This window comes from Mycolicibacterium gilvum (genome assembly GCF_900454025.1).
GTDB classification, from domain to species: domain Bacteria; phylum Actinomycetota; class Actinomycetes; order Mycobacteriales; family Mycobacteriaceae; genus Mycobacterium; species Mycobacterium gilvum.
In genome coordinates this window covers 4,054,801-4,079,436 of the sequence record NZ_UGQM01000001.1, presented here as the reverse complement: position 1 = coordinate 4,079,436, position 24,636 = coordinate 4,054,801, and the positions used below count along the sequence as shown (strand labels likewise).

General features: G+C 67.3%; 23 protein-coding genes. 9 read left to right on the top strand and 14 right to left on the bottom strand.

Translation table 11 applies throughout. The features are described 5' to 3' along the window. Nucleotides 1–74 precede the first annotated feature (74 nt). Entirely contained in the window at nt 75–911 is an 837-nt protein-coding gene (gene fdhD, locus DYE23_RS18970) for a formate dehydrogenase accessory sulfurtransferase FdhD (protein ID WP_011893473.1), read from the bottom strand. After that, nucleotides 912–3,224 (bottom strand): FdhF/YdeP family oxidoreductase, encoded by a 2,313-nt coding sequence (locus DYE23_RS18965; protein WP_099961546.1) that lies wholly within the window; start codon nt 3,222–3,224, stop codon nt 912–914. Nucleotides 3,225–3,341: 117 nt separating this feature from the next. On the opposite strand from DYE23_RS18965, the gene DYE23_RS18960 reads away from it, so the two are divergent. From DYE23_RS18960 to DYE23_RS18950, 3 genes are all read left to right on the top strand, one after another. Beyond that, nucleotides 3,342–4,277, top strand: a complete 936-nt coding sequence (locus DYE23_RS18960) for a LysR family transcriptional regulator (protein ID WP_011893475.1) — start codon at nt 3,342–3,344, stop codon at nt 4,275–4,277. 142 nt (nt 4,278–4,419) lie between these two features. After that, complete coding sequence (locus tag DYE23_RS18955) at nt 4,420–6,597, top strand: glutamine synthetase III family protein (RefSeq protein WP_115327890.1); 2,178 nt, start codon at nt 4,420–4,422, stop codon at nt 6,595–6,597. Nucleotides 6,598–6,704: 107 nt separating this feature from the next. Next, the gene (locus tag DYE23_RS18950; protein WP_235660458.1) at nt 6,705–7,124 is read left to right on the top strand and encodes a hypothetical protein; all 420 of its coding nucleotides are present in this window, start codon (nt 6,705–6,707) and stop codon (nt 7,122–7,124) included. Nucleotides 7,125–7,203: 79 nt separating this feature from the next. Here the strand turns inward: DYE23_RS18950 and DYE23_RS18945 are convergent, their stop codons facing one another. Genes DYE23_RS18945 through iolC form a run of 5 tightly spaced genes read right to left on the bottom strand, consistent with a single transcriptional unit; the run spans nt 7,204 to nt 12,899 of the window. Next, nucleotides 7,204–8,238, bottom strand: a complete 1,035-nt coding sequence (locus DYE23_RS18945; RefSeq protein ID WP_115327889.1) for a Gfo/Idh/MocA family protein — start codon at nt 8,236–8,238, stop codon at nt 7,204–7,206. Further along, the gene (gene iolD, locus DYE23_RS18940; protein WP_011893479.1) at nt 8,235–10,184 is read right to left on the bottom strand and encodes a 3D-(3,5/4)-trihydroxycyclohexane-1,2-dione acylhydrolase (decyclizing); all 1,950 of its coding nucleotides are present in this window, start codon (nt 10,182–10,184) and stop codon (nt 8,235–8,237) included. Before iolD ends, DYE23_RS18945 begins: the two co-directional genes overlap by 4 nt. Before the next feature lie 3 nt (nt 10,185–10,187). Then, nucleotides 10,188–11,057: a 5-deoxy-glucuronate isomerase gene (gene iolB, locus DYE23_RS18935; RefSeq protein WP_115327888.1), complete on the bottom strand. Its 870-nt coding sequence runs from the start codon at nt 11,055–11,057 to the stop codon at nt 10,188–10,190. Next, entirely contained in the window at nt 11,054–11,938 is an 885-nt protein-coding gene (locus DYE23_RS18930; protein WP_115327887.1) for a Cgl0159 family (beta/alpha)8-fold protein, read from the bottom strand. The genes iolB and DYE23_RS18930 overlap by 4 nt, the downstream gene beginning before the upstream one ends. After that, nucleotides 11,931–12,899 carry a 5-dehydro-2-deoxygluconokinase gene (iolC, locus tag DYE23_RS18925; RefSeq protein ID WP_115329029.1) on the bottom strand — a complete coding sequence of 323 codons (969 nt, stop codon included), beginning with the start codon at nt 12,897–12,899 and terminating at the stop codon, nt 11,931–11,933. The genes DYE23_RS18930 and iolC overlap by 8 nt, the downstream gene beginning before the upstream one ends. A gap of 157 nt (nt 12,900–13,056) precedes the next feature. On the opposite strand from iolC, the gene DYE23_RS18920 reads away from it, so the two are divergent. Continuing rightward, entirely contained in the window at nt 13,057–13,788 is a 732-nt protein-coding gene (locus tag DYE23_RS18920) for a GntR family transcriptional regulator (RefSeq protein ID WP_115329028.1), read from the top strand. Here DYE23_RS18920 and DYE23_RS18915 read toward each other — a convergent pair. Beyond that, the gene (locus DYE23_RS18915) at nt 13,758–14,573 is read right to left on the bottom strand and encodes a TIM barrel protein (protein WP_115327886.1); all 816 of its coding nucleotides are present in this window, start codon (nt 14,571–14,573) and stop codon (nt 13,758–13,760) included. The genes DYE23_RS18920 and DYE23_RS18915 overlap by 31 nt on opposite strands. Nucleotides 14,574–14,894: 321 nt before the next feature. On the opposite strand from DYE23_RS18915, the gene DYE23_RS18910 reads away from it, so the two are divergent. From DYE23_RS18910 to DYE23_RS18900, 3 genes are read left to right on the top strand one after another with little or no spacing between them, the layout of a single operon-like run. Then, nucleotides 14,895–15,881: a substrate-binding domain-containing protein gene (locus DYE23_RS18910; RefSeq protein WP_011893485.1), complete on the top strand. Its 987-nt coding sequence runs from the start codon at nt 14,895–14,897 to the stop codon at nt 15,879–15,881. Continuing rightward, on the top strand, nt 15,881–16,939 hold the full coding sequence (locus DYE23_RS18905; protein WP_011893486.1) for an ABC transporter permease: 1,059 nt from the start codon (nt 15,881–15,883) through the stop codon (nt 16,937–16,939). The genes DYE23_RS18910 and DYE23_RS18905 overlap by 1 nt, the downstream gene beginning before the upstream one ends. A gap of 4 nt (nt 16,940–16,943) precedes the next feature. Beyond that, complete coding sequence (locus tag DYE23_RS18900) at nt 16,944–17,768, top strand: ATP-binding cassette domain-containing protein (protein WP_011893487.1); 825 nt, start codon at nt 16,944–16,946, stop codon at nt 17,766–17,768. Between the two features lie 22 nt (nt 17,769–17,790). Here DYE23_RS18900 and DYE23_RS18895 read toward each other — a convergent pair whose 3' ends face one another. Beyond that, nucleotides 17,791–19,053 carry a DUF445 domain-containing protein gene (locus DYE23_RS18895; protein WP_011893488.1) on the bottom strand — a complete coding sequence of 421 codons (1,263 nt, stop codon included), beginning with the start codon at nt 19,051–19,053 and terminating at the stop codon, nt 17,791–17,793. Beyond that, complete coding sequence (locus DYE23_RS18890; protein ID WP_115327885.1) at nt 19,050–19,772, bottom strand: Abi-alpha family protein; 723 nt, start codon at nt 19,770–19,772, stop codon at nt 19,050–19,052. The genes DYE23_RS18895 and DYE23_RS18890 overlap by 4 nt, the downstream gene beginning before the upstream one ends. Before the next feature lie 118 nt (nt 19,773–19,890). On the opposite strand from DYE23_RS18890, the gene DYE23_RS18885 reads away from it, so the two are divergent. Further along, nucleotides 19,891–20,364 (top strand): SRPBCC family protein, encoded by a 474-nt coding sequence (locus DYE23_RS18885; protein WP_041788505.1) that lies wholly within the window; start codon nt 19,891–19,893, stop codon nt 20,362–20,364. A gap of 76 nt (nt 20,365–20,440) precedes the next feature. Next, entirely contained in the window at nt 20,441–20,575 is a 135-nt protein-coding gene (locus tag DYE23_RS31770; protein WP_255206704.1) for a hypothetical protein, read from the top strand. Between the two features lie 4 nt (nt 20,576–20,579). Here DYE23_RS31770 and DYE23_RS18880 read toward each other — a convergent pair whose 3' ends face one another. Genes DYE23_RS18880 through DYE23_RS18865 form a run of 4 tightly spaced genes read right to left on the bottom strand, consistent with a single transcriptional unit; the run spans nt 20,580 to nt 24,596 of the window. Then, nucleotides 20,580–21,542, bottom strand: coding sequence for a Gfo/Idh/MocA family protein (locus tag DYE23_RS18880; protein WP_115327884.1), 963 nt, complete (start codon nt 21,540–21,542; stop codon nt 20,580–20,582). Next, nucleotides 21,539–22,423 carry a sugar phosphate isomerase/epimerase family protein gene (locus tag DYE23_RS18875; protein WP_011893492.1) on the bottom strand — a complete coding sequence of 295 codons (885 nt, stop codon included), beginning with the start codon at nt 22,421–22,423 and terminating at the stop codon, nt 21,539–21,541. Before DYE23_RS18875 ends, DYE23_RS18880 begins: the two co-directional genes overlap by 4 nt. Beyond that, nucleotides 22,420–23,436, bottom strand: a complete 1,017-nt coding sequence (locus tag DYE23_RS18870) for a Gfo/Idh/MocA family protein (protein WP_115327883.1) — start codon at nt 23,434–23,436, stop codon at nt 22,420–22,422. Before DYE23_RS18870 ends, DYE23_RS18875 begins: the two co-directional genes overlap by 4 nt. Further along, a complete protein-coding gene (locus DYE23_RS18865) occupies nt 23,433–24,596 on the bottom strand; it encodes a phytanoyl-CoA dioxygenase family protein (RefSeq protein ID WP_115327882.1) in 1,164 nt (387 codons plus the stop codon). Before DYE23_RS18865 ends, DYE23_RS18870 begins: the two co-directional genes overlap by 4 nt. Between the last annotated feature and the right edge of the window lie 40 nt (nt 24,597–24,636).

The following is a 24,636-nucleotide window of genomic DNA, read 5'->3' as shown; positions in this document are numbered from 1 at the left end:
ATGCTCGCCGCGCGTCGGGTGTGGGTGCTTGGAGGTTGTGTGGAGATCAGATGGAGATCGGCGGCACGCGGGTATCAGTGCGCGACGCGGTCGGGACGTGAGTAGACGTTCATCGACTCACCGCGCAGGAACGCCACCAGGGTGAGCCCGGACTGGCCGGCAAGATCGACGGCCAGTGACGACGGCGCCGACACCGCGGCGAGCACCGGGATCCCCGCCATGACCGCCTTCTGCGTGAGCTCGAACGATGCGCGGCCACTCACCAGCAACACGGTGCCGCCCAGCGGTATCCGGTGCTGCTCGAGTGCCCAGCCGACGACCTTGTCGACGGCGTTGTGCCTGCCGATGTCCTCACGCACCACCAGGGTGTCGCCGTCGGTGGAGAACAGCGCGGCGCCGTGCAGCCCGCCCGTCGCCGCGAAGACCTTCTGCTCGGCGCGCAGTCTGTCGGGAAGCGCCGACAGCACCTCGGCGGTCACCACCGACGGGTCGTCGCCGGGGGCGTGCTTGCTGCTCAATCGCACCGCGTCCAGGGACGCCTTGCCGCACACCCCGCACGACGACGTCGTGTAGAAGTTGCGGGTGGGATCGACGTCGGGGGCCGGCACGTCGGGGGCCAGGGTGACGTCGAGGACGTTGTAGGTGTTCTGCGAATAGCCCGAGCTGTCCTCGGTGGCACCGCGGCAGTAGCGCACCGACAGGATGTCCTCGCGGCGGCGCACGATGCCCTCGGTGAGCAGGAAGCCTTGCGCCAGTTCGACATCGGAGCCCGGCGTGCGCATGGTGACGGTGATCGGGGTGCCGTTGACGCGGATCTCCAGCGGCTCCTCGACCACCAGCGTCTCGGGGCGCGCCACCGTGTCATCGGCCGTGACGCGGCGGACCCGCCGCCGTGCCGTCACCCTGCCCATCTACCTGCGCTCCAGACGGATGACGACCGCCTTCGACACCGGAGTGTTCGACTTGGCCGCGGTGTGATCCAGCGGCACAAGGGGATTGGTCTCGGGATAGTACGCGGCGGCGTTGCCGACCGGCGTCGAGTAGGCCACCACCGCGAAGTCCTGTGCGCGCCGCTCCTGCAACCGACCGTCGGCATCGGTGAATTCGGACACCAGATCGACGCGGTCCCCATCGGACAGACCGAACGTCGCGAGGTCCGCGGGGTTGACGAACACGACCCGCCGTCCGCCTTTCACGCCGCGGTAACGATCGTCGAGGCCGTAGATGGTCGTGTTGTACTGGTCGTGGCTGCGCAGCGTCTGCAGCACGAGCCGGCCCTCGGGCACGTCGACCCATTCGAGCGGGTAGGCCTCGAAGTTGGCTTTACCCGTCGCGGTGTGGAATTCGCGGGAGTCGCGGGGAGGGTGTGGCAGCTGGAAGCCGTCGGGTTCACGCACCCTGCGGTTGTAATCGTCGCAGCCCGGAACCACCGCGGCGATCGCATCCCGGATCGTGTCGTAATCGGCGTTGAACGTCTCCCAGGGCACGCGATGCTCGGGGCCGAGCACCGCCCGCGCGAGCTGGCAGACGATCGCGACCTCACTGCGCACCTGATCGCTGGGCGGGCGCAGGCTGCCGCGGGACAGATGCACCATCGACATCGAATCCTCGACCGAGACAAGCTGTTTCCCGCCGGCCTGGACGTCACGGTCGGTGCGTCCCAGCGACGGCAGGATCAGCGCGGTGCGGCCGTGGACCAGGTGGCTGCGGTTGAGCTTCGTCGACACCTGCACCGTCAGCGAACAGTTGCGCAACGCGGCCTCGGTGACCGGGGTGTCCGGGGTGGCCGAGGCGAAGTTGCCACCCATCGCCATGAACACCGTCGCGTGCCCGTCACGCATGGCGCGGATCGCGCCGACGGTATCGAGGCCGTGCTCGCGGGGGCTGTGGATGCCGAAGCGGTCGTCGAGGTTGGCCAGGAACCGCTCGGGCATCTTCTCCCAGATGCCCATGGTGCGGTCGCCCTGGACGTTGGAATGTCCCCGGACGGGGCACAGGCCCGCCCCGGGCTTGCCGATCATGCCACGCATCAACAGCAGGTTGGAGATTTCGGTGATCGACGGCACCGCGTGCTTGTGCTGAGTGAGCCCCATCGCCCAGCACACGATGGTGCGCTGTGAGTCGGCCATCATCGCGGCCAACCGCTCGAGCTGGTCGCGCCCGATACCGGTCGCCGCCAGCACGGTGTCGAGATCGATTCCGCGGGTGCGGGTCTCGTATTCGGTGAACCCGGCGGTGTAGCGGTCGACGAAGTCGCGATCCACGATCTTCGCGCCCGGGCCGGCCTCGTCCTGCGCTTCGAGAAGCAGCCTGCCCAGACCCGCGAACAGCGCCATATCCCCGCCGATGCGGATCTGGACGAACTCGTCGGCGATCGGAACACCGTCGCCGACGACGCCGTGCACCTTCTGCGGATCCTTGAACCGGATCAGACCGGCCTCCGGAAGTGGGTTGATCGCAACGATTTTCGCCCCGTTGGCTTTGGCCTTCTCCAGGATGGACAACATCCGCGGATGGTTGGTGCCGGGGTTCTGTCCGGCGATCAGGATGAGGTCGGACTGCACGAGGTCCTCGACGGTGACCGAGCCCTTGCCGATCCCGATCGCGTCGATCAGGGCGGTGCCCGAGGACTCGTGGCACATGTTGGAGCAATCGGGCAGATTGTTGGTGCCGAAGCTGCGGACCAGAAGCTGGTACAGGAACGCCGCCTCATTGCTGGTGCGGCCCGAGGTGTAGAACACCGCCCGGTTGGGGTCGTCGAGTGCGCGCAGCTCGTCGGCGATGAGCCGGTAGGCGTCGTCCCACTCGATCGGCCGGTAGTGGTCGTCGCCGGGACGGAGCACCATCGGGTGGGTGAGGCGGCCCTGCTGGGAGAGCCAGTACTCCGGTCGGGCTTCGAGTTCGGCGATGGTGTGGCGCGCGAAGAACTCCGGGGTGACGACCCGCTTGGTCGCCTCCTCGGCGACGGCCTTGGCTCCGTTCTCGCAGAACTCCGCCAGCTTGCGCCCGCCGTGCTCCTCGGGCCACGCGCAGCCGGGGCAGTCGAAGCCGTGCCGCTGGTTGAGCTTGGACAGCGCGGCGACCGTCCGCACCGGACCCATCTGCTCGACCGCACGCTGCAGGCTGACCATCACGGCTTTGACGCCGGCAGCCTCGTCCTTGGCCGGGCCGACCTCTACGTCCCGCTCGCTGTAGTCGGCGTCGACGTCTCTTGCGGTGGCCATCACTCCAATCTAAACGCCGCGCGCAGCGCCCGAGCCCGAAGAAGAGGTGTCTACATTTGGTTATTCACATGCCTTGATAGACCCTGTCTATCAAGTCGTGAATGTTGGTGAGGGTCGATGGCCAATGATGTGCTGTTACAGCACCTGGATTATCTGCTGGCGCTCGCTGCAGAGCGGCACTTCGGTCGGGCGGCGGCGCGCTGCCACGTGAGCCAGCCGACGCTGTCGGTCGCGATCCGCCGACTGGAGCGCGACCTCGGCATCGTGATCGTGCAACGAGGGCATCGCTTCGAAGGGTTCACGGTCGAAGGGCAGCGTGTCGTGACGTGGGCTCAGCGGATCGTCGCCGAGCGCGACGAGATGCTTGCCGACCTGGACCGCATGCAGGGCCGGCTGACGGCGAGCGCGCGACTGGGGGCGATCCCGACGGCCGTGCCCGTCTGCCCGTTCATCACCGATGAGTTCCTGCGACGCAACCCGGCTGCCGCGGTGCGGATCGAGGCGCTGTCCTCCCGTGAGATCGCCAGACGGCTGGCCGACTTCGAAATCGACGTGGGCTTGACCTATCTCGACGACGAAGCACCGCCCGGAACGCGGGCGGTCGAGTTGTACCGCGAGCAATACGTTCTCGTCGCTCCGGCCGACAACCCGCTGATGGGGCTCGACGAGGTCGCCTGGTCGGACGCGGCGGGTCTGCAGCTGTGCGTCCTGACGACGTCCATGCGCAACAGGCGGATCCTCGATGCGAACATGGCCGCCGAAGGCATCCGTTACCGACCGGTGGTGGAAGCCGATTCAGTCGACGCGCTGTATGCGCACCTGACGGGTTCGCATCGTGCCACCATCGCGTCCACCGCGTGGCTGCCGAAACTCGGATTGCCGCAGGGTTTCGGGGCACGCCCGATGGTCCGGCACGGGCCCCGACCGCCGATCGGTCTTGTCGTGCTCGATCGCGCGCCCGCCTCCATCGTCGCCGCGGCGCTCGTCGAGGTGGCCGGCGAACTCGATCTCGGCGTGCGGATCGACCGGATGTGGAGTGCGGCTGCGCTCTGATTGCACCTCCGCCCGAGGGATCCGCGGCTGACGCATTCTGTCGTTGACGCTCGCGTAACAAGTTCGGCATCAACGGTTCCTACTGTTGGCCGGTCGCGTCCGCCGAGGTCCAGGCGGACGCCCGTAGGGCAAAGGAAGTCCATTGAGCGGTAACGCGGTGCGTCTGCAGGCCATCGACAACGTCGAGGCGTACGTCCCCCCGGCCATCACGTTCGACCCGGCCGAGGCGCCGGGGGAGATCTTCGGATCGAACGTCTTCACCAAGGCCGAGATGCAGTCGCGGCTGCCCAAATCGGTGTACAAGTCGGTCGTCGCGACCATCGAGAAGGGCGTCAAGCTCGATCCGGCGGTCGCCGACTCCGTGGCCTCGGCGATGAAGGACTGGGCGCTGTCGAAGGGCGCGACCCATTACGCGCACGTCTTCTACCCGATGACCGGGTTCACCGCCGAAAAGCACGACAGCTTCCTGGAGCCCGTCTCTGACGGTCAGACGCTGGCTGAGTTCGCCGGCAAGACCCTGATCCAGGGCGAGCCCGACGCCTCGAGCTTTCCGTCGGGCGGGCTGCGCACCACCTTCGAGGCGCGCGGCTACACCGGCTGGGACGTCACCAGCCCGGCGTACATCTTGGAGAACCCCAACGGCAACACACTGTGCATTCCGACGGTCTTCGTGTCGATGACCGGGGAGGCCCTGGACTTCAAGACGCCGCTGCTGCGCAGCCAGCAGGCTATGGGCGCGCAGGCCGAACGGATCCTGAAGCTGTTCGGGCACAGCGACTTCGACAACATCGTGTCCTTCTGCGGCCCGGAGCAGGAGTACTTTCTGGTCGACCGGCACTTCTTCCTCGCCCGTCCGGATCTGATCAACGCCGGTCGCACCCTGTTCGGCACCAGGCCGCCCAAGGGTCAGGAGTTCGACGACCATTACTTCGGCGCCATCCCTGAGCGTGTCCTCGGCTTCATGATGGACACCGAACGTGAGCTGTTCAAGCTCGGCATCCCGGCGAAGACGCGGCACAACGAGGTCGCGCCCGGACAGTTCGAGATCGCCCCGATGTTCGAGCGGGCCAACATCGCCGCCGACCATCAGCAGCTGCTGATGACCACGTTCAAGACGATCGCCAAGAAGCACGGCATGGAGTGCCTGTTCCACGAGAAGCCGTTTGCGGGTGTCAACGGATCGGGCAAGCACGTCAACTTCTCGATGGGCAATTCGCAGTTCGGCAGCTTGTTGGTGCCGGGCGATACGCCGCACGAGAATGCCCAATTCCTGGTGTTCTGCGCCGCGGTGATCCGCGCTGTGCACAAGTTCGCCGGTCTGCTTCGGGTGTCGGTGGCCTCGGCGACCAACGATCACCGCCTCGGCGCCAACGAGGCACCACCGGCGATCATCTCGATCTTCCTCGGCGATCAGCTGGCCGATGTGTTCGAGCAGATCGCCAAGGGCGCAGCCACCTCGTCCAAGGGCAAAGGCAGCATGATCATCGGCTGCGACACACTTCCGATCCTGCCGACCGACCCCGGCGACAGGAACCGCACCAGCCCATTCGCGTTCACCGGCAACCGGTTCGAGTTCCGGGCGCCGGGATCCGGCCAGACGATCAACGTGCCGATGATCGTCCTGAACACGATCATGGCCGATTCGCTCGACTACATGGCCACGGTGCTCGAAACCGCCGTCGGCGACGGTGCGGACTTCGACACCGCGGTGCAGAAGCTGCTGACCGAAATCATCACCGAACACGGGGCTGTCGTCTTCAACGGAGACGGCTATTCGGAGAACTGGCACATCGAAGCCGCCGAACGAGGCCTGCCGAACCTGAAGACCACACTGGATGCCATCCCCGAGCTGATCAAGCCCGAAGCCGTCGAGGTGTTCGAGAAGTACGGGGTGTTCAGCGAGCGCGAACTGCACAGCCGGTACGAGGTGCGTCTTGAGCAGTACGCGCTGACGATCGCGGTCGAGGCGAAGCTGTCGCTGGAACTGGGCACCACCATGATCCTGCCCGCTGCGGTGCGGTATCAGACGGAGCTGGCGCAGAACGTGGCGGCGCTCAAGGCAGCCGGCGTGGCGGCCGATACCACTCTGTTGCAGGAGGTTTCAGCACCTATCGCTGAGCTCACAGCCGCGCTCGCGACGCTGAAGTCAGCGCTGTCCGGCCATTCCGCGGAGTCGGCGCTGGACGAGGCGACGCATGCGCAGAAGGCTCTGCTGCCGGCCATGGAGGCGGTGCGCGCCGCTGCCGACGAGTTGGAAGCTGTTGTCGCCGACGACCTGTGGCCGCTGCCGACCTACCAGGAGATGTTGTACATCCTCTGACCGGGCGGGCTGGCACCGCGAGCGCGCGAGTCTGCACGGGGACACTCCGTGTCTGCCTGTGCAAGACCGCGCGCTCGCGGTGCGGGATGAGCGGCATGATGGTGGTCATGGCACGCAGCAAGGGGAGGAAGAAGACCTCCAAGGGCACGGCATCGCGGGCCGGACGTGAGATCTCGTCCTCCGACCAGGGTGGGGTCGGAGATGCCGGGTTCGACGGGGACTCGGCGCGCCGGCTCTACAGCGACGACAAGCTGGGCAGTCTCCTGATCAGGCGAGGATGGGTGCCGGTGCACATCCATTTTGAGGACTTGTCCGATATGTGGGTCTGGCCACCCTCGACGCCGGGTGATGAGGGCTGGGTGCCCACCATGATCACCGTCCAGGAGGACGGTTACATCATGCAGTCGGCCGACTATGCCGAACGTCAGGTCGATCACGCACTGCATTACGACGCCCGCGCGGAGGTGCTCGCCGACATCGAGTCGATCGAGGCCTACCGGCATCCGTCCGACTCCCGGACACCTTGAGGCGAGGGCGAGCGCGCGGTCTTGCACGGGCAGACACGGAGTGTCCCCGTGCAGACCCGCGCGCTCGCGGTGCCGAGCGCTACCCGCGAACACCTCGTTGTTCAGCCGATGTCACTTCGTCTGCGAGCTGCACGTCGACCGGCAGACCCGTCTCCAGTGATTCGACGCCCGCGGCGCACACCGCCGCGGCCGCGTAGCCGTCCCACGCGGTGGGGCCGCACACGTTGGTCCCGCTGTGGACGGCATCGACCCAGCGCTGGATCTCGGTGTCGTAGGCCGGGCCGAAGCGTTCCCGGAATCCGGGGGTGAGGGTGCCGCCCCAGCTGCCGGGTCCCTTCTTACGGATCAGCCCGACGTCCAGGCCGATGATCGCGCTGCCGTGCTCGCCGACCACCTCCGTGCGGACCTCGTAGGCGACCCCGGTGGTCACGAAGAGCTCGACGTCGACGTGGCGCCCCGACACGGTGCGCAGGATGGCGATCTGTGGATCGACGACGCCGTTCGGCGCGCCGGGGTTCGAGGTGGGTTTGATGATCTGTACGGACGCGATCTCCTCGCCGAACAGATATCTGGTGATGTCGACCTCGTGCACCAGGGAGTCCTTGACGATCAGCGAGCTGTCGAAATAGGCCGGCACGCCCGGGTTGCGGTGCACGCAGTGCATCATCAGCGGATTGCCCAACTCGCCGCCGTCCAGCAGAGCTTTCAACCGCACGTACTCGTCGTCGAACCGTCGCATGAAGCCGACCTGGATCAGGGGCCGGCCCAGGTCGGCTTCGCGTCGGGCGATCTCCAGAGACGTCGAAACGTCTGTGGTGAGCGGCTTTTCGCACATGACGGGCTTGCGCTGGTCGAGGCAGGCGAGCAGCTGCTCCTCGTGCGTGCCACCCGGGGTGGCCAGCACCACGGCGTCGACGTCGGCGTCGGCGATCGCGTCCAGCGGGTCGGCGACCGCACTGCATCCCGGGATGCTCGCGGCCAGCTGTTCGGCCTTCTCGACGAGGTGGTCGTTGACCACCGCCACGCGGGCACCGGAGATGCGGGAGGTGATGCGTGCGACGTGGTCGGCGCCCATCACGCCGACGCCGAGCACGGCGATGCGGAGATCGGTCATCGGTCGGAGGGCTTGATCAGCGGGCGCTGGACCTTCTTCCAGTCCGCGTAGCGCGCGTAGGCCTGCCGGGTCGAGTCCAGCGTCGAGACCTCGCTGACCGGGACATCCCACCAGGAGTGGCTGTCGGGCGCGAAGACCATCGGGTCGGTCTCGACATAGATGACCGTGGTGCGGTCGGCCGCCTTGGCGACCTTCACCGCGTCGGTGAACTCCGCGGCGGTGCGCGCCCTGATGACGTCGGCGCCCAGGCTCGCGGCATTGGCGGCGAGGTCCACGGGCAGGGTCTCGCCGTCGAGCCGTCCGCTCTCGCCGCGGTACCGGTAGGCCGTGCCGAACCGTTGGGAGCCCAGCGATTCCGACAGTCCGCCGATCGACGCGAACCCGTGGTTCTGGACCAGGACGGGGATGATCTTGACGCCCTCCTGCACTGCGGTGGCCAGCTCCGTGGCCATCATCAGGTAGGAACCGTCGCCGACCATCACGAAGACGTCCCGGTCGGGGGCGGCCATGCGCACCCCGATCCCGCCGGCGATCTCGTAACCCATGCAGGAGAACCCGTATTCGACGTGATATCCCTTGCGATCGCGCGTCCGCCACAGCTTGTGAAGATCCCCGGGCATCGAGCCGGCGGCGCACACGACGACGTCGCGGGGGTCTGACAATGCGTTGACCAGACCGATCACCTGGTTCTGGTTCAGCGGCTGCCCGTCCACGGTCGCGACGGCGTCGTCGACGGTGTCGTTCCACTCTGCCACGAGGTCGCGGACGCGTGCGCTGTACTCGTCGCTGACGCGGTGATCGGCCAGCAGACCGGTGAGCACGTCGAGCGCCTCGCGGGCGTCGGACACCACGCTGACGCCGCCGTGCTTGACCGAATCCAGCGACGCCACATTGATGTTGACGAAACGGACGTCGGGATTGTTGAACGCGGTGCGCGACGCCGAGGTGAAATCGCTGTAGCGGGTGCCGATTCCGATGATCACGTCGGCCTCGCTCGCCAGCGCGTTGGCGGCGGTCGTGCCCGTCGATCCGACGGCGCCGACCGAGCACGGATCGTCGTGCAGCAGCGAGCCCTTGCCGGCCTGGCTCTCGCACACCGGGATCCCGGTCGTGGACGCCAGCGCGGCGAGAGCTTCCGTGGCACCCGAATAGATGACGCCGCCACCGGCGACGATCAGCGGTTTGGTTGCCGACCTGATGATCTGGGCGGCCCTGGCGATCACCGCACGCTCCGGCAGCGGCCGGGCGATGTGCCAGGTGCGCTCGGCGAACAGCGATTCGGGCCAGTCGAACGACTCGGCCTGCACGTCCTGGGGAAGCGCGACGGTCGCGGCGCCGGTCTCGACCGGATCGGTCAGCACGCGCATCGCGCCGAGCAGCGCGGCGGGCAACTGTTCGGGTCGCCACACCCGGTCGAAGTAGCGCGACAACGGTTTGAACGCGTCGTTGACCGTGACGTCACCGCTGGACGGCAGCTCGAGCTCTTGGAGCACCGGTGAGCTGACCCGGGTCGCGAACGTGTCCGACGGCAGGAGCAGGACGGGCAGCCTGTTGATGGTGGCCAGTGCCGCACCGGTCAGCATGTTGGTCGATCCGGGACCGACGCTCGCCGTCACGGCCCACGCCTGGGTGCGGTCGCGCTGACGGGCGTAGGCGACCGCGGTGTGCACCATCGCCTGCTCGTTGCGACCCAGCACGTAGGGCAGGCCCGGCTCGACGCCCGCCGCGCACGCGTCCACCTCGTCCTGGAGCAGCGCCTGCCCGATCCCGGCCACGTTGCCGTGGCCGAAGATGCCCAGACATCCGGCGAAGAACTTGTGTCGTTCGCCGTCGCGTTCGACGTACTGATTGGCCAGGAAGCGCACCGTCGCCTGGGCGACGGTGAGCCGCACGGTCGGTTCGTCGTCGACGAGCTTCTCGGTCGACTTCGGCGCGGTGGAAACCACGGGTCAGGCTCCTTGAGTCGCGGTGAAAGGCAGACGCGGGTCGATCTCCTGGTGCTCCCAGCTGCTGCGCAACCAGGTGTGCCGGGGATCGTCGCAGATGAGCCAGGCGCGGTGAGGTCCCGAGCCGGCCATCACGTTCAGGTAGTACATGTGGTGGCCGGGCGCCGCGATGGACGGGCCGTGATAGCCGTGGGGCACCAGCACCACATCGCCCGAGCGGACCTCCTCCAGCACCTCGATCGGACGTTCCGGTGTGCCGTACACCCGGTGGTATCCGAACCCCGGTGTGCCGGCGGGGGAGTCGTCGATCTCGAAGTAGTAGATCTCCTCGAGTTGGGTTTCGACGTCGGTGTTCTCGTCGTGCTTGTGGGCGGGGTAGCTCGACCAGTTGCCGCCCGGTGTGATCACCTCGCACGCGATCAGCGAATCGGCCTCGAAAGCCGTTGCGGTGCCGAAGTTGTGAACCTGCCTGCTGCAGTTGCCGGCACCGCGCAGCTCGACGGCGACGTCGGCGGCCGCGACCCGGCGGTTGGGGAACGGGGTCGCCGCGCGAGCCCCGCAGATCGCGATCCGACCGTGGCCGGTGACCGTGTATTCCTGACCGAGGCCGAGGTAGACCATGTCGGCCGGGCCGTCGAACACCGACGCGCGCGGCGTCAGCGCGAACGTCTCGTCGCCACAGGTGACGCTCCCGCCGCCGGCCAGCGGCAGGATCATCACCTCGGTGTCGCCGGTCTGCAGCGACACCGACCCGTCCTCTGCGAGATCGAGGACATGCAAGGAGGATTCGGCCCAGCCGGCGTCGGCGGGGGTGATCGCGACGGTGAACGGCGCGGTGGCGCTGCCCGCGGGGATGTAGAGTTTCGACCTCATCGGACCATCCCCACCGCGGTCGCGACGGCCGCGCTGACGTCGTCGTCCGGTGGATAGAGCAGGGTGCGCCCGACGATTAGGCCCCGCACCGAGGGCAGCGAAAGCGCCTTCTCCCAGCTCGCGAATGCCGCTTCGGGGTCGGCGGGGTCGCCGCCGAGCAGCAGGGTGGGCATGGTGGTCGACTCCATCACGCGGTCCATCTCGTCGACCACCGGCAGCTTCATCCAGGTGTAGGCCGAGGTGGATCCGAGCCCCTGGCCGATGTGCACCGACTTGATGACCGCGTCGGGGGACAGGTCGTTGCGCACCCTGCCGTCGACCCGCGACGACAGGAACGGTTCCAGCATCGCGATGAGGCCGTGGGCAGCGAGCTCGTCCACGGCCTGGGCGCATGCGGCCATGGTCGCCACCGTCCCCGGATCGTCGAGATCGATGCGGCACAACATTTTTCCACCGTTCATCCGTGCCGCGGCGGTCGAGGCCGCGGTCGCGCCCGTCATCCGGTCGTCGAGTTCGAACGACGATCCGGCCAGGCCGCCACGGTTGAACGACGAGAACACGACCTTGTCCTCCAGCGCGCCGAGCAGCACCAGATCGTCGAGGATGTCAGCGGTCCCGAGCACACCGTCGACACCCGGTTCGGCCAGCGCGGCCCGCAGCCGGTCGAGCAGGTCGGTGCGACTGTTCATCGCCGTCGGGCGGGATCCGACCGACAGTGCGCCGCGGGCCGGGTGGTCGGCGGCGACGATCATCAGTCTTCCGTTGCCGCGCATCGTGGGCCGGGTGGTCCGCGTCTCCCACGCCCGCGCGACGGCGGCGGGCTCGGTGGCGCGGACCTCGGTGACCTCGGCGTAGTCCCGGCATCGGGGTGAGTCAGACATTCACTGCCTCCACGGCGGTCTGTTCGGCCAACTCGGCGACCTCGGCGGCGGTCGGCATCGCCGTCGAGCACTCGAGCCGGCCGGCCACGATCGCGCCCGCGGCGTTGGCGTAGCGGAGAGTCTTCTCCAGCGACCATCCGTGGAGCAGGCCGTGGCACAGACTGCCGCCGAAGGCGTCACCGGCGCCGAGGCCGTTGACGACGTCAACCTCGTTGGGCGGCACGGTAACCGAGGAGTGCCGCGTCTTGCCCAGCACTCCGCGTGGCCCCTGCTTCACGATCGCGAGTTCGACACCGAGGTCGAGCAACGCGTCGGCAGCCTTGTGCGGGCTGGTCTCGCCGACGGCGATCTCGCACTCCTCCCGGTTGCCGACCGCCACGGTGACGTGGGTGAGCGCCTTGCGCACCTGCTCGGTGGCCGCGGCAGGGGTCGCCCAGAACATGGGCCGGTAGTCGAGGTCGAGCACCGTCAGCGGGCGTCTCCCGCGCGATTCCCAGGCGGCGAAATGTGCACTGCGACTGGGCTCCTCGGACAATCCGGTGACGGTCGACCAGTACAGTCGCGCGTCGCGCACGGCTTCGGCGTCGATCTCGGCGGGATGGATCTGCAGGTCCGGGGCGCTGGGCTTGCGATAGAAGTACAGCGGGAAGTCGTCGGGCGGGAAGATCTCGCAGAAGGTCACCGGCGTCGGATACTCGTCATGGGTCGCGATGAACCGGTTGTCGACGTCGAGGCGCGCGAGTTCGGCACGGACATACCGGCCGAACGGATCGTCCCCGACACCGGAGATCAGCGCCGAACGGTTTCCCAGACGTGCGGCGGCGACCGCGACATTGGCGGCGCTGCCGCCGAGGAACTTCCCGAACGTCTCCACTTCTTCGAGGCCGACGCCGACCTGGAGCGGATACACGTCGACGCCGCTTCGCCCGATGGCGAGCACGTCATATGGCTGATCGATCATCACAAGTCACTCCGACGGAATAGGTGTGGGTGGCTGAGTAAGACTGTGCCCCGCGTCACCCGGAGGTGTCAAGACTTTGTCCTGACATTCTATCTTTATCTCAATCGGTGTTAGGATTCAGCTACTTTTGAAGGCCCGACACGAGAACGGAGCCGACGTGCCCCTGACGGTGGAGCTCGACAGGTCAAGCCCGGTCCCTCTCTACTATCAGCTCGCCCAGGCGATCGAGGCCGCCATCCGGGATGGCGAACTCGCGCCCGGTGACCGCTTCGAGAACGAACTCGCACTAGCCAAGCGCTTGACGCTGTCACGTCCGACGACACGACGGGCGATCCAGGAGCTCGTCGACAAGGGCCTGCTCGTTCGGAAACGCGGCGTCGGAACCCAGGTGGTGCAGAATCCCGTCCATCGCCGGGTCGAGCTGAACAGCTTGTTCGACGACCTCGCCCGTGCCGGTCAGGAGCCGACCACCCGGCTGTTGAAGTACCACATCGGACCCCCGGACGAGGATGTCGCACGCGAGCTGAACCTCGCCGAGGGGCGCGAGGTGGCGTCCATCCAGCGGCTACGGTGCGCCAACGGCGAGCCGCTGGCGTTGATGACGAACCATCTTCCCGCCGACATCGCTCCGGATGCGGAGGAGCTCGGCAACATCGGCCTCTACCAGGCGTTGCGGGCTCGCGGTGTCCACATCCGCCTCGCCCGACAGCGCATCGGCGCCCGCAGCGCGACGCGCGCCGAGGCCCACCTGCTCGACGAGAAACCCAACGCGCCGCTACTGACCATGGCGCGCACGGCATTCGACGATTCGGGTGCCGCCGTCGAGTTCGGCAACCACTGCTACCGCGCGTCGCGCTACTACTTCGACACCACGCTCGTCGACCGGTAGTCGGGCTCGAACGCGGCCCTGAACGCGCTCAGCGCGGCCTCGCTTCCGGGTGTGCCGGGCTGTGAGGCCCAACCCTCCATGCCGACGGTGCCGGTGTAGCCGATGTCGCGCAGCGTTGCGGCGATCGCCGGATAGTTGATCTCTCCGGTGCCGGGTTCGCAGCGGCCCGGGACGTCGGCGATCTGGATCTCGCCGATGGCGTCGCCGCACCGTCGTACGAGCTCGCAGAGGTTCCCCTCGCCGATCTGCGCGTGGTAGAGGTCCAGCATCATCTTCACGTGGGCATGGCCGACGCCCTCCACCAGCGCCAGCGTGTCCTTCGCCCGCGCCAACGGCACGCCAGGATGGTCGACGACCGTGTTGAGGTTCTCGACGCAGAATGTCACCCCGGCCCGGGCGCCGAGTTCGCCGATGCGCTCCAGTGTGCGCAGGGCGGTTGCCCACATCCGGCCGTCGGCGCGGTACCGCGGCCGCGCCGCCCGGCCGTCGACGAGTTCGGCCGTGTGCAGGTTCAGCCGCGTAACCCCCAGCGCCTCAGCGGCTGTCACGCTGAGTTCGGCGGTACGGACCACCTCGTCACAGGATTGCGGGTCGATGAGGTCGCCGTGCAGATAGCCGGTCATCGAGGTGAACGTCGCGCCGGTGGCCGCGAGGGCCGCCAGATCCTTGTCGTGCCAACTCCAGATCTCGACCGCGAACCCGAGCTCGTGGATGCGTTCGACCCGGTCCAGGAGCGGCAGATCCTGGAACACCTTCTCAGCGCACACCGCCAGTTGAAACGTCATGGGGACCCCGAATCTCGCGCCGCAAACCAGAATGTCTGAGTACGGTAGGCGCGCGGGGTGCCCCCGTCAATGCGGCCCGAGAAATACGCTGTTTCGGGTGCCGGTGTGCAGCAATAGTTTTCGACGAACGCCGGCCACGACGCGTCGCGGGGCTGATCAGCGACGATACGGACAGCTGAATGACTTGCGGTCCTAATGTCAGGACAAACTCTTGACTTTCCGGTGTGAGGCGTATTACATCAGCTGTGAGGCGTGTCGCCCGGCACGGGTCTCGCAGGTCCGGCGAGGGCGTCGCGGCAGTCTCGAGGACAAGGAGAAGCAATGACCTTCAAGCGGCTCGCGGCGATCGCCGGGGCGGGTGTTCTGGCCTTCGGAGTGGTGTCGTGCTCATCGACCGGCGGCGCACCGCGAGAGTCCGGTGAAGGCGGTGGCGGCGGTACCGTCGACACTCCGCGGATGACGATCGCGATGATCACCCACGAGGTACCCGGCGACTCGTTCTGGGATCTCGTCCGCAAGGGCGCCGAGGCGGCCGCCCAGAAGGACAACGTCGAACTGCGCTACTCGAACGACCCCGAGGCACCGAATCAGGCGAACCTCGTCCAAGCGGCCATCGACAGCAACGTCGACGGCATCGCCGTCACGCTCGCCAAGCCCGACGCGATGCAGGCCGCGGTGAAGGCTGCTGAGGCCAAGGGCATTCCGGTGGTCGCGTTCAACGCGGGCATGGACTCCTGGAAGGCGATGGGCGTGAAGGAGTACTTCGGCCAGGACGGTCGCATCGCCGGCCAGGGCGTCGGCGACAGGCTCCGCGCCGAGGGCGCCACCAAGGCCGTCTGCATCGTGCAGGAGCAGGGCCACGTCGACCTCGAAGCGCGGTGCGCCGGTGTGAGGGAGACGTTCCCGGCCACCGAGGTCCTCAACGTCAACGGCAAGGACATGCCGTCGGTCGAGTCCACCATCACCGCCAAGCTGCAACAGGATCCGAGCATCGACTACCTCGTCGCGCTGGGTGCGCCGTTCGCGCTGACCGCCGTGCAGTCGGCGAAGAACGCCGGGAGTACCGCCAAGATAGGCACGTTCGACACCAACGCCGCGCTGGTCTCCGCCATCCAGGCCGGCGACGTGCAGTGGGCCGTGGACCAGCAGCCCTACCTGCAGGGCTACCTCGCCGTCGACTCGCTGTGGCTGTACCTGAGCAACGGCAACGTCATCGGGGGCGGCCAGCCGACGTTGACCGGCCCCGCGTTCATCGACCAGTCGAACATCGATGCGGTGGCTGAGTACGCGAAAGCGGGGACGCGCTAGTGAGTACCAAGGAAGCACTGGACGTCGGCGGCCACAAGGTCGTGCGCGACGAACGGGTCAAGGAACGAAATCGGTTGCAGCGACTGCTGATCCGTCCCGAGATGGGCGCGGGTATCGGCGCGATCGGGATTTTCGTGTTCTTCCTCGTCGTGGCGCCGCCGTTCCGCGAGGCCTCCTCACTGGCGACCGTGCTGTACGCGAGCTCGACGATCGGCATCATGGCCTGCGGTGTCGCGGTGCTGATGATCGGCGGCGAGTTCGACCTGTCGGCCGGTGTGGCGGTGACATTCAGCTCGTTGGCCGCGTCGATGCTGGCCTACAACCTGCACCTGAATCTGTGGGTGGGTGCGCTGCTGGCACTGGTGCTCGCGCTGACCGTCGGGTTCTTCAACGGATTCCTGGTCATGAAGACCAAGATCCCGAGCTTCCTGATCACGCTGAGTACGTTCTTCATGCTCGCCGGTATCAACCTCGCCGTCACGAAGCTGGTGGCCGGACAGGTCGCCACCCAGAGCGTCAGCGACATGCAGGGCTGGGATTCCGCGCAGAAGGTGTTCGCGTCGTCGTTCACGCTGTTCGGGGTCGGCATCCGGATCACCGTCGTGTGGTGGTTGGTGTTCACCGCGGTCGCGACGTGGGTGTTGTTCAAGACGAAGGTGGGCAACTGGATCTTCGCGGTCGGCGGTGACGCGGACAGCGCTCGCGCCGTGGGTGTTCCGGTCACCAAGGTCAAGATCGGCCTGTTCATGTTCGTCGGGTTCTGCGCCTGGTTCGTCGGCATGCACCTGCTGTTCGCGTTCAACACGGTCCAGTCCGGTCAGGGCATCGGCAACGAGTTCTTCTACATCATCGCCGCGGTCATCGGTGGCTGCCTGCTCACCGGCGGTTACGGAACGGCGATCGGCGCGGCCATCGGTGCGTTGATCTTCGGTATGACCAACCAGGGCATCGTGTACGCGGGCTGGGATCCGGACTGGTTCAAGTTCTTCCTGGGCGCCATGCTGCTGTTCGCGGTGATCGCCAACAACGCCTTCCGTTCCTACGCAGCCAGGAAGTGACTCGATGACCATCTCTGTCGAAAAGGCAAGCAGCGACTCCAAACCGGGCGGCAAGGTGCCTCTGGTCGAACTGAAGAACATCGGCAAGTCCTACGGCAACATCACCGCGCTCAAGGACATCAGCCTGCGGGTACACGCCGGTGAGGTCACCGGCATCCTCGGCGACAACGGCGCGGGCAAGTCCACGCTGATCAAGATCATCGCGGGGCTGCACCAGCAGACCGACGGGGAGCTCCTCGTGGACGGGGAGCCGACCCGCTTCGCCTCGCCCGCCGATGCGCTGGGCAAGGGCATCGCGACGGTGTACCAGAACCTCGCCGTCGTCCCGCTGATGCCGGTGTGGCGCAACTTCTTCCTCGGGCAGGAACTGCGCAAGAAGAGGTTCCCGTTCTCGTTGGACGCCAATGCGATGCGGGCGACCACCCTGACCGAACTGGCCAAGATGGGCATCGATCTGCCCGACGTCGACGTGCCGATCGGCTCACTCTCGGGTGGCCAGAAGCAGTGCGTCGCGATCGCGCGGGCGGTGTTCTTCGGGGCGCGGGTGCTGATCCTCGACGAACCGACGGCCGCGCTGGGCGTCAAACAGTCGGGCGTGGTGCTCAAGTACATCACCGCGGCCAAGGAAGCGGGCTTCGGCGTCGTGTTCATCACGCACAACCCGCACCACGCACACCTGGTGGGCGATCACTTCGTCCTGCTCAACCGCGGCAGGCAGAAGCTCGACTGCAGCTACGACGACATCACCCTGGAGCACCTGACGCAACAGATGGCCGGCGGGGACGAACTCGAGGCGCTGTCGCACGAATTGCGCGCCGCCAAACAGTAGATCGCGAAAGATTGCAGCGCGCCTACCGGGTGAACAGCTCGATGAACTGGACCTGGATCTCGCCGACGACGCCGCCGAGAACCGCGCCGACGGCGATCATCAGCGGCTCGTCGTCTTTGAACACCGGCCGCAGGATGGACTCGTACTCCTCGTTGCTCAGCTCGCTCATTTTGTCGACGATGGTGTTCTCCAGGTCGATGACGCGTACCGCGTAGTTCTGCGCCTCCGAGAGCGTGTCCGGGAGACGTTCGAGCGTCAGATCGACCACCCGGTCCTTGAGCGCGCGGTAACGGGTGGTGCCGATCGCCAGGACGACGATCGGCGCGGCGACGCCGGTCTGCTTGTCGATGGCGGCCTCGATCTCTCTGCCGACCAGCGCGAAGAGCTTGTCCGCGCCGGGGCCCTTGATCAGCGCGTCGAACATGACCTCGGGGGAGAACAGATCCTCGGCGAGGATGTGCGCGTAGTTGCGGGTGATCTGCTCACGCTGGGCGTGCAGCAGGCCCTGGAACGGAAAGAGGCCGAGGAACTTTCGCGGATGGGTGGGGCGGAACAGCATGTTCAGCGCGATGTAGTCGCTGATGAAGCCGACCGCGAAGCCGAACGCCGGCATGATCCACGGATTCTTGAACAGTGCCCAGGCCACCATCTGGACCAGGCCGATGGCGAATCCGAAGTAGATACCGCTGCGGCGGACGAAAGCCATCGCGTCGGCGGTGACGCCCCGCATCAGTTTGACGAGCTTGTCCTTGTTGCGCACCAAGGTCGTCACGGCGAGGAACTGCACGTCGAGGTAGCGGCTGAGGTCCGACTTCACCTCGGTCAGCATGTTCTCGATGATCGGTGGAACCTGGGCGGCGATACGGGCCTGCACCGCCTGGCGCCCCGCGGTGGGCAGGGCGTCCCAGAGTCCCGGACGGATCTGCTCGGCGATGTCGCGGGATATCTCGTCGACGGCCTGGGTCAGAGGTTCCCGCAGCGCCTCCATCGCGTCGTCGATGTCGATGCGGTCCAGCAGCTCTTCGGGTTTCAGCAGGTTCGAGGTGAGCAGTTCGATGGTCTTCGACCCGACCTTGCCGGCCCGGCGCGGGACGATGCCCTGCCAGCCGACCGGGCCGATCCCCTTGAATTCGAGTGGCCGGTAGAGCATTTCGAGTGCCACGATCTTGGTGCTCCAGCCGACGAACGCCGCCACGAAGGGCATCGACAGGTACACCCACCAGTACCGGCTGAAGTCCTCGGTGATCTCCGTCCAACTCGACAACGCGACCGTGGTGACGGTCATCCGCGGTCGAAACCCTCGGCGGCCGCCTGCCACAGCGACTCGCCCAGCGGCGAGAGCGACAACGTGTACTTCTCGATCCGTGCCGGCATCGGGCCGCGCGTCGCGTTCTTGATGGCCGCGAGCACCGCGGACTCCGCGAGCAGCACCTCGTAGTCGGCGGACAGCTCGGGGTCCTCCGGCCCGATCTCCACAAGTCCGAGCGACAGCAGATGGCTGACATACTGCGAAACCATCTCGGGCAGAGCCACGTTGGCCACCCTCCCGACCAGGGAGGCGTTCTCCAGCACCGCGCGCCGCGGCCCGCGGGTCTGCATCCACCCGTAGACGTTGACAAGAGGCGACGACGAGCCGTCCGACAGCGCGCCCACGATGCGCGCTTCGTCGGCGACGAGTTGATCGAGCAGATGGTGGTAGAGCTCGACACGACTGCCCCGGGTGTTCTGGTCCAGCGCACGGCCGAGCAGCTGCGCGAGCTTGCTGTTCAGCGACGAGTCGGATTCTGGTGGCGCGGCGGGGTCGGTGTGGGCGTCGGCGTTCGCGTCCGCCCGGCGGTCGTCGGTGTCGCCGAGGTCGTCGGCGTTCTTCGGGTCCAGCGCTTCGAGCCCGTGCCGCAACGCGCCGACGACCTGCTTCTCGGTCCAGCTGTAGACGTCCAGGCCGGTGCGTGCTGCGCCGATGGCGTGGTTGATCAGCCCGCGCGGGTCATACGGGTTCGGCATAGAGAGAAGTTAACGGTTATTCGGCGAACCGGACACCAAACCTCGCCGGAATCTCACATCCGCGCCGACTGTGTCCGCCGTCCGATTGAGCCTGCGGGTCGCCGGGTATCGGATGCGCATGACTATCTCGACCCTGAAGACAGAAGACGCCGGACCCAAGACGGTCAGCCGCAGCGTGCAGGTCTCCGCGCCTGTCGCGACGCTGTTCGACCTGATCGCTGATCCGCACCGACACCCCGAGATCGACGGCTCCGGGACCGTGCGTGACATCGACGTCAGCGGGCCGCACCGCCTGAGCCCCGGGGACAAATTCACCGTCGGGATGACGCAGTACGGCGTGCCGTACAAGATCACGTCGAAGGCCACGAAGGTGGAGGAGAACCGCGTCGTGGAGTGGGAGCACCCGCTCGGCCATCGCTGGCGCTGGGAACTCGCCGAGGTCGGCCCGGGTGCGACGAAGGTCACAGAGACTTTCGACTATTCGACGGCCAAGCTCCCGATCGTCATCGAACTGCTGGGGATGCAGAAGAAGAACGCCGACGGTATCGAGTCCACGCTGCTCGCGTTGGCCAATCGCTACGACGTGCACTGACTGTTCACGGTCTCGACATGGTGTCGGAACCGCGCAGCACGTGCCGCCCGCGTTCCGCACAGGCACAATGTCAGGCATGGACGGTGATCGTGGAACGGGGGCCCAGTCGGCGGCCTGGCGTGACCCGCTGTCGGCGGGATGGCGCGCCCACCGGGGCCTGCTGATGCTGCGTCTGCGCTGGCACGAGCGGCGGGACCTCCAGCGCCGGTAGTGCTTCAGCGCACGGGCAGTCCCGCGGCGCGGTAGATCTCGTCGATCACCGCCATGTTCTCGACCGCGTCGGTGGTGTCGAGCGGCAGTGGAGCGCCGTGCAGGACGTGCCGGGCGAAGGACTCCAGTTGGTAGGTGTAGGACGCGCGCGTGCCGAAACGCTCGACGCGGGTGCCGTCGTCGGTCTGCACCGTCAGCCGGTCGTCGTCACGAGGCTTGATGAAATTGTGGACGAACGCCTCACCGCGCGAACCGATCAGGCGCAGCGTGAACGAGAAGTCGTCCTGCACCATCGAATTGGCGGTCAACCCGGTCAGGCCCGACGGAAAGACGACCTCGGCGTCCAATGTCGCGTCGACGCCGGCGGACCGCTGCACGGCGGTCGCCGAGAGGATCGACGGGACGCCGAACCGGCGCAGCACATGCACGCCGTAACAGCCCAGGTCCATCAACGCCCCGCCGGCCAGTTCCAGTGACCACCTCGGATCATCCGGTTTCGGCTCCGGCATCCCCATCCGGACCTCGACCCGCCTGAGCTCACCGAGGGTGCCGTCCCCGGCCAGCGCGAGGGCGCGCTGGGTGACGGGGTGGAACAGATAGTGGAAGCCCTCCATCACGGTGACGCCGGCGGCGTCCGCGGCCGACGCGACCCGGGCCGCTTCCGCCCGGTTGCGGGCGAACGGCTTTTCCGAGAGCACCGGTTTGCCCGCCGCCACCGCCGCCAGATTCCACGGCGCGTGCAGCGAATTGGCGAGCGGGTTGTACACCACGTCGACCTCGGGGTCGGTCACGACGTCCTGATAGGTCGGCACCACGCGTTCGACACCGTAGGTGTCGGCAAAGATGTTGGCGCGCTGTGGATCACGGGCTGCGACGGCAACCAGCCGGAAACCGAGTTCCCGGGCCGGTTCGACGATCGCGGCCTCGGCGATGCGCGATGCGCCCAGGACCCCGATCCGCAGGGTCACGACGAGACGCCGGTGGCCGCACTCTCCAGGAACGCCACGCTGGCCAGCACATCGCCCAGCGGTCCCCGGCCGTCGGGGGTGGCACCAGGATTCGCGTGAAGAATCTTGTCCTGCTCCATCACATACCACCCGTCGAAGCCGTTGTCCTCCAAGGCCGTGATGATGCCGGCGATGTCGACGTCGCCCGCGCCCAGCGGCACATACATGCCGGCGGCCACCGCCTGTGTGTAGGTCAGCTCACCGGACTGCACCTTGGCGGCCAGACCGGCGTCGACGTCCTTGAGGTGGGCGTGCCTGATGCGCTCGGGCACCTCGTGGGTCAGCGCCAGCGGATCAGTACCGCCGATGAGGAGATGTCCGGTGTCCAGACACAGCGGGATACGTGAGCCCGCCAGAACACGATCCACCTCGGCGCGGGTCTCCACCATGGTTCCGACATGGGGATGCAGTACCGCGGTGAGGCCACGCGCGGACACGAGGTCGGCCAGCCGGTCGAGGTTGGAAAGCAGGGTGGCCCATTGCTTCTCGTCGAGAACCGGACGCCGGTCGTAGCCGTCCTGACCTGTTGCGGCGGCCAGGACCACCACCTCTGCGCCCGCGGCGACCAGCGACTCCAGCGGACCCGCGAGACCGTCGGCCGGGTCGTGGTCGTCGGAGAACAGCACCACGGGGACGAATCCGCCCACGCACGCCAGCCCGTAGCCGTCGAGCAGCTTGACCAACTCGGCGGGATCGGCGGGCAGGAAGCCCTCGGGTCCCAGTTCCGTCGCTGTCAGACCGGCCTGGCGCATCTCGGTCAACACCCGGTCGGCGCTGAGCTGGTGGCCCCATCCGGGAACCTCGCACACGCCCCAGGAAATCGGTGCTCCTGCGATCTTCACTGCTGTGCCTCCTTGCGGACGGAGTCGATGGTCACCGGAACGCCGCGGCGCAGGGATTCGGTCGCGGCCTCCGCGATCCAGGCGACCTCCACCGCGTCGGCGACGGTGGCGCCGAGATTGGGCCCGCCCTCGACCACGTCGACGAATGAGCTCAGCTCGGTGCGGAACGCCTCGGTGAAGCGGTCCATGAAGAAGTGGTGGGGTTGTCCCGTCGGGAAATCATTCGCGGGATCGGCGTTGCGCACGGGTGCGCCCTGATCCCAGCCGGCAACGACGGTGTCGTCGAAACCGTGCACCTCGAGGCGGCAGTCGTAACCGCGGCCGTTGTACCGTGCCGCGGACACCACGCCGAGCGCGCCACCGTCGAAGCGCACCACGATCGCAGCGGTGTCGACGTCGCCGTACTCGGTGAACAGCGGGTCGCCCTGCACGCTGCCGGTCGCATACACCTCCACCACGTTCTGGCCCGTGACCCAACGGATCACGTCGAAATCGTGCACCGCGCAGTCGCGGAAGATGCCGCCGGAGCCTCTGATGTAGTCCATCGGCGGGGGAGCGGGATCCATCGTGGTGCTGCGCACGGTGTGCAGCGCGCCCAGCGATCCGCTGTCGGCGGCCTGCTTGACCGCGGCGAACGCCGTGTCGAAGCGCCGCTGATAGCCGACCTGCACCGGGACTCCCGAGCGGGCGATGATCTCGGCCACCCGTGCGCTCTCGGCGGCCGTCGACGCGATCGGCTTCTCGCAGAACGTCGGCAGGCCCCGCTCGACGGCAGCGAGGGTCAGCTCGGCGTGGGCCGGCGTGGCGGCGGCCACGACGACACCGTCGATTCCGGAGGACAGCAGCTTTTCCACCGATTCCACCGGGGTCGCACCGTATTTCGCGGCGACCTCGCCGACGACGTCGGGCCGCTCATCGGTGATGACGAGCCGCGACACCTCCGGAAGATTGATCAGGGTCTCGGTGTGAAATGCGCCGATCCGGCCGAGGCCGATCAGTCCGAGGGACGTCATGGGGTTCTCCGTTCGTCGTGTGCGCTGAGCGCGCGGTCGAGGTCGTGTGGGCTGAGTCGTCGGGCCAGGGCGTCGAGGACGATGTCGACCTGGCTCGGCGGCGCGAGGGTGCCGATCGGCTGATCGCTGTCCAGGTTGGTCGGGAACGCGTAGCCCTCGGCGGTGGCGACGACGACGTTTTCGAGGTCGCGGGGGGATCGGCCGGCTGCGCTCATGGCGAGAAGCGACGGATAGACGGCGCGCACCATCGCGGCGCGGTCCGTCGACTCCATGGCCCGGCCGAACGGAGAGCTGATCTGCAGCAGGTTGGCGATGCGCCGGATGTCGCGGGAACGGTTCTGTCCCGCACCGTGATACAGCGCGGGATTGAAGAACACCGCGTCGCCCCGGCGCAGGGGAACCTGGACATGGTGAGCGGCGAAGTAGTCGAGGAACTCCGGCCGGTTGAACGCGATGTAGCCGCCGGTGAAGCGCTGCGAGTGCGGCAGCAACATCGTCGGACCACTCTCGACGGGCATGTCGCAGTGCGCCACGGCCCCCTGCAATGTCAGGACAGCAGAGGTGCGGTGGATGTGCGTGGGGTAGTCCGCCAGGTGGTCGTCGGGGACGAACCCGAGGTGGTAGTCCCGATGGGGGACCTGCGCGTTGCCGCCCGGGTTGACGACGTTGACCTGCGACGTCACCTGATACCGCGGCCCCAGCCACGCCTGGCACACCATCGCCAACGAGTCGTTGGCGTAGTAGGCCGCGAAGGCCTCGGGATCGTGGCGCGCCAGCTTCTGGGCGGCATTCCAGATCCGGTCGTTGGCTCCCGGCTGCCCGAAATGATCGCCGGCGGCCCGACCGGCGGTCCGCTGGGCCTCGATGAGGGCGACGAACGCAGCGGTGGCCCGGTCGACGACCTCGGGCAAGAAGGCCTCGGAGACCACGACGACCCCCGGGCCGTCCGACAACGCCCGGATGAGTTCGGCCTGCAGAACGCGCCGGTCGGCGCGCGCCATCGCCGGCGCGGAGTACACGAGCACGTTGCCGCACACGTCGTCGGCGTGCGGGTAGTCGGAGCGGTCGGTGTCGGTCTCGACCTGGGCCCGGAAGTCGTCGAGCCGGAAGTCCGACTCCCCGAGCCACGGTGCCGCGGCGGTGTTGAGCGGAGCTGCCATGCCGCTTAGTCTTGCTGTGATCGGTACCGCAATCAACGGC